This window comes from Streptosporangium sp. NPDC050284 (assembly GCF_044459525.1).
Taxonomy (GTDB): Bacteria; Actinomycetota; Actinomycetes; order Streptosporangiales; family Streptosporangiaceae; genus Streptosporangium.
In genome coordinates this window covers 126,342-135,695 of sequence record NZ_JBITIZ010000018.1, presented here as the reverse complement: position 1 = coordinate 135,695, position 9,354 = coordinate 126,342, and the positions used below count along the sequence as shown (strand labels likewise).

General features: G+C 74.6%; 1 protein-coding gene. It reads left to right on the top strand.

All coding sequences use genetic code 11. The features are described from left to right. The first annotated feature begins 30 nt into the window (after positions 1-30). Entirely contained in the window at positions 31-9,324 is a 9,294-nt protein-coding gene (locus ACIBH4_RS33240) for a type I polyketide synthase (protein ID WP_362767416.1), read from the top strand. Positions 9,325-9,354 lie beyond the last annotated feature (30 nt).

The window sequence follows — 9,354 nt, the reverse complement described above, 5'->3', positions numbered from 1 at the left end:
CCGCGGGGGGGTGGGGTGCGGCGGGCGGGGGTGTCGTCGTTCGGGATCAGTGGGACCAACGCGCATGTCATCCTCGAACAGGCACCCGACGACCCGGAACCTGAGGAGGTCCCGGACGACGGGGGCCCGGTGCCGCTCGTCCTGTCGGCGAAGACCGGGACGGCGCTGCGTGCGCAGGCCGCGGCACTGCACGACGTCCTCACCTCGGGCACGGCGCCCGGCCTGCGCGACGTCGGCCTCACCCTCGCCAGGCGCCCCAGGTTCGAGCACCGGGCCGTCGTCGACGCCGACGAGGAGAACGCGGCGGCCGCGCTGGCGGCGCTCCGCGACGGCGAACGCCATCCCCGAGTCGAGGCCGGACGCGCACTTTCCGACCAGCGCCTCGCGTTTCTCTTCTCCGGGCAGGGCACCCAGCGGACCGGGATGGGCGCGGAACTGCTGGAGACATCCGCACCCTACGCGAAGGCGTTCGACGAGATCTCCGCGTCGATGGAGCCGCACCTGCATGTCGGCCTGCGGGAACTGGTCACCGGCGACGCGGACCGGCTGCGGCAGACCCGGTACGCACAGCCTGTGCTGTTCGCCCTGGAAGTCGCCCTGTACCGGTTGGCCGAGTCCCATGGGCTGCGGCCGGACTTCCTGATCGGCCACTCCGTCGGCGAGCTCGCCGCGGCCCACGTCGCGGGCGTCCTGGACCTGGACGACGCCTGCGCGCTGGTCACCGCGCGGGGCAGGCTCATGCAGTCCGGCGGGGAGGGCGGGGCGATGGCCGCCTTCGCCGCCATCGAGGCCGAGGCGGCGGAGCTGGCCGCCACCTCCGGCGGCAGGGTGGAGATCGCCGCGGTCAACGGCCCCGCGGCGGTGGTACTTTCCGGCGACGCGGACGAGATCGACCGCCTGGTCGGGCGATGGAAGGAGGCCGGGCACAAGGCCGCGCGGCTGAAGGTCGACCACGCCTTCCACTCCGCGCACATGGACGGAGTCCTCGACGAGTTCCGCCGGGTGGTGTCCGGACTCTCTTTCCACACCCCCCGCCTCCCCGTCATCTCGACGGTGACCGGAACGCTCGCCGGCGAAGGGGAGATGTCGGCGCCGGACTACTGGGTCGCCCAGCTTCGCGGAGCGGTGCGGTTCGCCGACGCGGTGCGCGCCGCACACCGGTCAGGGGTGACCCGGTTCGCCGAGCTGGGGCCGGACGGATCGCTCGCCGCGATGGCGCGGGAGAGCGCCGACGGGGTGCTCGCCGTACCCCTGCTACGGCCAGGCCGGCCGGAGGCGGCCACCTTCGGGACCGCGCTGGGCGCGTTGCACGCGGCGGGGGTTCCGGTCGACTTCGGTCCGCTGCTGGCCGGTGGCCGACTGGTGGACCTGCCCACCTACCCGTTCGAGACACGGCACTACTGGCTCCTGCCGACCGAGGACGACGGGCGGCCCGCCAGCTATGGGCTGGACGCCTCCCCGCACCCGCTGCTCACGGCCTCGACCGAGCTGCCGGACGGGGCACGGCTCTTCACCGGCGCGCTGTCCGCGCGCAGACAACCGTGGCTGGCCGAGCACCGCGTCGACGGACGGATGCTCGTCCCGGCCGCGGCACTGGCCGAGCTGGCTCTGGCGATCGGCGCGAGCATCGGCCGCCCCGCGCTGGGCGATTTCGTGATGCGCACGCCGCTGGAGCTGGACGGCGCCGCGGAGACCCAGCTCCAGGTGAGCGTGTCCCCGGCAGGGGAGCTCACCGTGCGCGGCCGCGCGGCGGGCACGGAATGGACTTCCCACGTCACCGCGTTGCTCACCGACGCGGAGATCACCCCCGGCCGCGCGGCAACGCCCTTCGAGTCCGGCGCCCGCCTCGACGAGGGCGGCCTTGAGGCGACCTACCGGCTGCTGGCCGAGCACGGCTACGAGTACGGGCCGGCGTTCCAGGGACTGGGCGCGGCCTGGCTGAACGGAGCGGACCTCTACGCCGAGGCGGAGCTTCCCGCGCCGATCCGGGGCGAGGCCACCCGGTACGGTCTGCACCCGGCTCTCCTCGACGCCGTCCTGCACACGATCTCGCTGCATGGGATCGACGGGCCGCGGCGCGTCCCCTACGCCCTGGACGGGGTACGGCTGCACGCCGCGCACGCGACCAGGGTGCGGGCCCATCTGACCCCGGTGGACCCGGACACCTACCGGATCGACCTGACCGGCGACGACGGGCAGCCCGTGCTGACCGTGGAACGGCTGCGGCTGCGCCCGCTGCCGTCCGCGGCGGGGCTGTATCGCCTCCGCTGGGAGGCCGTGGCGCCGCCGGTGCCCGCGGCCGGTGACCTCACGGTGAACAGATCTCTCCCCAAGCGGCTCACCGGCACCGTGCTGCTCGCCCTCACCGACGACGGCGACGATCCGTACGCCGAGGTGGAGGTGGCACGCCAGGCCATCCGGCGTTGGCTGGCCGAGGCGGAGGACGGACTGCTGGTCTTCCTCACCCGAGGTCTCGCCGTCGACGACGGTGAGCCGGCGCGCCCCTCGGCCGCCGCGTTGTGGGGCCTGGTACGGGCGGCGCGGGCCGAGCACCCCGGCAGGTTCGCACTGCTGGACATCGGCGACGACGAGATCGCCGACCCCGCGCTGCTCGCGGCGATCGGCACCGAACTGCCCGAGGCCGCGCTCCGTGACGGCGTACCGCGGGTCCCCAGACTGTCGCCCGAACCCGAACCCGAACCCGAACCCGAACCCGAGGCCGGAGCCGAGCTCGACTCCGAGCTCAGGACCAGGACCAGGGCCGAGTCCGGGTCCGGGCCCGGGTCCGAGTTCGGGTCCGCGGCGGACGGCGCGGCCTGGCCGCGCAGCGCCGCGGGTGGCACCGTGCTGATCACCGGAGGCCTCGGCGCGCTCGGCCGCCGGATCGCGCGCCATCTCGTCACACGGCACGGCGTGAGAAACCTCCTGCTGGTCAGCCGTCGCGGCGAGGAACACCCCGACGCCGCCCACGTCGAGGCCGAACTGGCCGCACTCGGCGCCCGCGTCGCCATCCGGGCCTGCGACCCGTCCGACCGGGACGCCCTCGCCGACTTGCTGACCGCGCCGGACACCCCGCTGACCGGTGTGGTGCACGCCGCGGGCGTCGTCGAGGACGCGGCCGTCGAACGGCTTCCCGCCGACGCGCTCCGCCGGATGATCGAGGCCAAGGCCGTGGCCGCCGGCAACCTGGACGAGGCCACGCGCGGCACAGAACTCGACGCGTTCGTACTGTTCGGATCGGTCGCCGGCGTCGTCGGCACCGCGGGGCAGGGCGGTTACTGTGCGGCCAACGCGGCGCTGGAGGCGATCACCCATCGCAGGCGGCTGGCCGGCGGGCACGGGGTGACCGTCCACTGGGGGCTGTGGGACATCGGCACCGGCATGGGCGCCGGGCTCACCGAGCGCGACGTCGCCCGCCTCGGCAGGGCGGGCATCAAGCCCATGGGCGAGGCCGAGGGGATCGCGCTGTTCGACCGTGCCCTGCGGCTGGACACCGCCGCGGTGGTCGCGGCGCACCTCGACCCTCGGGCGGTGGAACGGCACCGCGGCCCCGTCGCCGTCCGGCGAGCGCCGGACGCAGCGAACACGACGGACGCGTCGGCCACGCCGGCGCAGGACACCTCCCACCTGGTGCTCGACGCGGTCGCGGCGGTGCTCGGGCACGCCGGCGGCGCGGAGGTCGACCCGGAGCGCTCCTTCAGCGACCTCGGTTTCGACTCCCTGACGGCGGTGGAACTGCGCGACCGGCTCAGCGGTGACCTCGGTGTCCGCCTGCCGGGAACGATCGTCTTCGACCACCCGAACCCGGTCGCCCTGATCCGTTTCCTCGACGAGGTGACGGGCGCCGGAACAAGGGACGAGCCGAAGGACCCGGCCGTGCCGCTCGGTGCCGCCGGCGACGCGATCGCGATCGTCGGCATGGCGTGCCGGTTCCCCGGCGGGGTGCGTACCCCGGCAGAGCTGTGGGAGTTGCTCGTCTCGGGAGGTGACGCCATCTCGGAGTTCCCCGCCGACCGTGGCTGGGACCCGGATCTGTTCGATCCCGATCCCGAGCGCCCGGGGACCTCCTCCACCCGGCACGGCGGTTTCCTGCGCGACGCCGCCGAGTTCGATCCCGGGTTCTTCGGGATCAGCCCGCGCGAGGCACTCGCCGTCGACCCGCAGCAGCGCCTGCTGCTGCAGACCGCGTGGGAGGCGGTGGAGGACGCGGGGATCGACCCGGCCGCCCTGCGCGGCACGCAGAGCGGTGTCTTCGTCGGCGTCATGTACTCCGACTACGGCGCGCGGGTGCACCAGCGCCGCGGTACCGCCGGGGATCTGGAGGGATATCTGGTGAGCGGCAGCGCGGGCAGCGTCGCCTCCGGCCGCATCTCCTTCACCCTCGGCATGGAGGGGCCGGCGGTGACCGTGGACACCGCCTGCTCCTCGTCGCTGGTCGCGGTCCACCAGGCGGCTCAGGCGCTCAGGTTGGGCGAGTGCACGCTCGCCCTGGCCGGCGGCGTGACCGTCATGGCGAGCCCGGCCACGTTCATCGAGTTCAGCCGGCAGCGCGGCCTGGCCCCCGACGGCCGCTGCAAGCCGTTCTCGGCCGATGCGGACGGCACCGCGTGGGGTGAGGGTGTCGGGCTGCTCGTCCTGGAGCGGCTCTCGGACGCCCGCCGCAACGGGCATCGGGTGCTGGCCGTCGTCCGCGGTTCCGCGGTCAACCAGGACGGCGCCAGCAACGGCCTCACGGCGCCGAACGGACCCTCCCAGGAGCGGGTCATCCGCAGTGCCCTGCGCAGCGCGGGACTGCGGCCCGCGGACGTGGACGTGCTGGAGGCGCACGGCACGGGGACCAGGCTCGGCGACCCGATCGAGGCCGGCGCGGTGCTCAACACCTACGGTCGCGACCGCGAGGACCGGAGCCCGCTGCTCATGGGCTCGGTGAAGTCGAACATCGGGCACACGCAGGCCGCCGCGGGGGTCGCCGGGATCATCAAGATGGTGCTCGCCATGCGGCACGGGCAGGTCCCGGCCACCCTGCACCGGGGAAGGCTCACCGAGCACGTCGACTGGTCGGGCGGCACCGTGTCCGTGCCCGCCGAGCCGGTCGCCTGGCCGGACACACCGGGGCCGCGCAGGGCGGCGGTCTCGTCGTTCGGGATCAGCGGCACCAACGCCCACGTCGTCCTCGAGTCGGGTGAGGAGACGCCCGTGGTGGCGGGCGACGGCGTCACCGACGGAGCGGCGGGAACGGCCGGAGCGGTGGTGCCGTGGGTGCTCAGCGCTCGTGACGCGGCCGGGCTGCGGGAGCAGGCGGTCCGTCTCAAGCGGCACGTGCTCGCCACCCCCGCTCTGCGGGCCAGTGATGTCGCCCTGTCCCTGGCGACGACGCGGACCGCGTTCGAACGGCGGGCCGTGGTGCTCGGCCGCGACCGGAGCGAGCTGCTCATCGGCCTCGACCACCTCATCGACGGCACCGCGCCGCAGCCCGGGGCATTCCCGGCGGTGCTCACGGGCACACCGGCGCGCGGCGGGACCGCCGTGCTGTTCACCGGCCAGGGCAGCCAGCGCGTCGGCATGGGAGCCGGGCTGTACGGCTCGTTCCCGGCGTACGCGCGGGCCTTCGACGAGGTCTGCGCCGAGTTTCGCAGGATGGACGGCACGGACGTGGCCGGAGTGGTGTCCGGCCACGACGCGGCGGGGCCGATCGACCAGACCCGGTACACCCAGGCCGCGCTGTTCGCGGTGGAGGTCGCGCTGTTCCGGCTGCTGGAGTCGTGGGGGTTGCCCGCCGACCTCCTCGCCGGGCACTCCGTCGGTGAGATCACCGCCGCGCATGTCGGCGGGACGTTGAGCCTGCCCGACGCGGTGGCGCTCGTCGCGACCCGCGGGCGCCTGATGCAGGAACTCCCCGCAGGAGGCGCGATGACCGCGGTCCAGGCCGACCTGCCGACCGTGGAACGGCTCATCGCCGAGACAGGGGCGCGCGTTGACGTCGCGGCGGTGAACGCGCCCGGCTCCGTGGTGCTCTCGGGCGACACCGGAGCCGTCGAGGAACTGGTGGGCCTCCTGGCGGTGAACGGGCACCGCACCAGGTCGCTCACCGTCAGCCACGCGTTCCACTCCGCGCACATGGAGCCGATGCTCGCGGCCTTCCGCGAGGAGATCGGCGACCTGCGCGCCGTGCCGGGGACCCGCACCGTCGTGTCCACGCTGACCGCGCGAGAGAGCGGGGCGGACACACTCGGGTCGGCCGCGCACTGGGCCGCCCAGGTACGCGGGACCGTGCGGTTCGCCGACGCGGTCGGCCGGATGCGGGAGCTGGGCGCGGCGCGCTTCCTGGAGGTCGGGCCGGACGCCGCGCTGACCGCGATGGTCCGGCAGCACGACCTGGGAGAGGACGTCGTGGCGATCTCCGTGCTCGACCGCAGGCACGACGACGGGTTCGCGCTCTGGTCGTTCGTGGCGCGGGCCTTCATCGCGGGTGTCGCCTGGAACTGGCGGGCGCTGCTCGGCGGAAACGGCGAGAACGACAGGAACAGCGAGAACAACGAAAACAGCGGAAACGGCAGGAACGCCGGAAACGGCGGAAATGCCGTCATCGTTCCGCTGCCCACCTACCCCTTCAAACGGGAGCGCCTGTGGCTCCTGCCGCCGGCCGAGGACGGGACCGCCGCCGGAATCGGCGCCGAGGATCCGGGCCACCCGCTGCTCACCGCCTCGATCGCCGTGCCGGACGGAGCACAGACCCTCTACACGGGAGTGCTCTCCCAGCGGCGGCAGCCGTGGCTGGCGGACCACGCGCTGGCGGGTACGCCGGTCCTCCCGGCCACCGCCCTCGTGGATCTGCTGGGACGGCTGGCGGATCGGCACGGCATGGCGACGGTGCGGGAGCTCACGCTGCACGCCCCCGTCACGGTCGGCGCGGAGGAGGAGGTGCACCTGCGGGTCACGGTGACGGACGCCACGGTGCGGGTGCACGCGCGCTCCGGCGGGGAACCGGCCGACGGCGAGTGGACCCTGCACGCCGAGGCCGTGCTGGACGGTGACGGCCCCGCACCCGGCTGGTCGGGTCACCGCCCGCCCGAGGCACGCGCGGTGGACGTCACGGGGATCTACGAGGTCTTCGCCGAGCGCGGGTACGACTACGGCCCGGCGTTCCAGGGCCTGCGCGCGCTGTGGGCGACCGGGGACGAGCTCTACGCCGAGGTGGACACCGGCGGTGACCTCGTCCCGGGGCTGCTCGACGCCGCCCTGCACGCGTGGATCGCCGACGCGGGCGAGGCGGTGGAGGGAGGCGTCCAGGTACCGCACACCTGGCGGGAGGTGCGCGTGCACGGCCTGCCGCGCGGGCCGCTGCGGGTCAGGATCCGGCACACCGGTGAAGGGACGTTCGCCCTCGACGTGATCAACGCGGCGGACGCGGCCGACAGGGACGGCGCCGCGGCGCGTCCGGTGCTGTCGGCCGGTGAGGTACGGGTACGCAGGGTCGAGGAGAGTGCCCTGGCACGCGGCGGGGTCGCGGCCCGGCCGTACGAGCTTTCCTGGATCCCCGCGCAGCTGGCCGCCACGGCGCCGGCGGGCGAGGAGGGCGGCGGGCACGGCGAGGACACGATCGTGCTGACCTCCGGCGGGCACGGCCTGGACCTGCCGTTCGCCACGGTCTCCTACGAGGCGGAGTGGGACGACCCGGCCACCGCCGTCCGCGCCTGCCTTCTGGCGGTCCGCGAGAGCATCCTCACGCTGCCCGAGCAGGCACATCTGGTGGTGGTGACGCGCGGGGCGGTCGCGGTGGACGGTGACGACCGGCTGCCGGGGCTGGCGGAGGCCTCGCTGTGGGGCCTGGTCCGCGCCGCACGCAGGGAGTACCCCGGACGGATCAGTATCGTCGACGCCGACGGGCACGAGGAGTCGTCCGCGCTGCTGCCGCGCGCGGTGGCGGCCAGGCCCGGTGAGCTCGCCATCCGCCGGGGAGAGGCGTTCCGGCCGCGCCTGCGCGCGGTGACGGGCTCACCCGGGACCCCGCCGGAGCTCGGGACGGGCACCGTGCTGGTGAGCGGCGCCGGCGGTGCGCTCGGTGCCGCGGTCGTCCGCCACCTCGTCGCCGAGTACGGCGCCCGGCACCTCCTGCTGGTCAGCAGGCGCGGCGACGCCGATCCGGCGCTGCGCGCCCTCGCCGGGGAACTCGGCGACCGGGCGCGGGTCCGGACGGCCGCGTGCGACCTCGCGGACACGGCGGCCACCGAGGCACTGCTCGCCGGTGTCGACCCGGGCAGGCCGCTCGGTGCCGTGTTCCACATAGCCGGCACGCTCGACGACGCGGTGCTGGAGAACACGACCGGCGAGCGGCTGGAACGGGTCCTGCGCCCCAAGGTGGACGCGGCCTGGAACCTGCACCGCCTCACCGGGGATCTGCCGCTGACGGCGTTCGTGCTGTTCTCCTCGGTCGCGGGCGTGCTGGGCAACGCCGGGCAGACGGGGTACGCGGCGGCGAACGCCTTCCTGGACGCGCTCGCCCACCACAGGCGGGCGGCGGGCCTGCCGGGCGCGTCCCTCGCCTGGGGGCTGTGGGAGACCGGATCGGACACCGGGATGGCGGCCGGGCTCGACGGAGCGGCGCGGACCAGGCTCGACAGGCTGGGCATCCGCGCGCTGCCCGTCGGCGCGGGGCTGGATCTGCTCGACAGGTCGCTGGCGAGCGGCCTGGCCGTGGTGGTACCCGCCTGGTTCGATCGGGTGGCGCTCGCCCGCAGACAGGACGATCTTCCCGACGTGCTCGATGGCCTGGTCCCCGCCCGGCCCGCCGTGGCGGCCGTGCCGCTCGCCCGGCGCCTGTACGGCATGGACGAGACCGTGTCGCGCGCCGTGGTGCGCGACACGGTCGCCGGCAGGGTCGCGGAGGTGCTCGGTCTCGCGGGACCGGCGCAGGTTCCCGACGACCGGGGACTGTTCGACCTGGGTCTCGACTCGCTGACGGCGATCGAGCTGCGCGACCGGCTGGGCACCGAAGTCGGTGAGCGGCTTCCCGCGACCGTGCTGTTCGACCACCCGACCGTACGGGCACTGACCGAGCACCTGCTGGAGCACCTGCTGGAGCGCAGCGCCCTCGCCCGGCCCGCGTTCGACACGACGGCGCTGGACACCTGGGTCTCCTCGGCCTCGGACCTGGACCCCGGCCACCGGCGTCGCGTCGACCTGGTCCGGGCGCTGCGGGCCGCGCTGAACGCGCTGGACGCCGGCGAGGCCGCCGTGAACGGCGCGGGAGAGCCGCTCTTTGGTGTGGATTCAGCGTCCGATGATGAGCTGTTCGGGCTGCTGGACCGAGAACTGAGCGACTGATCCGACGTCTCGGGCACTTTCGAGGACGAC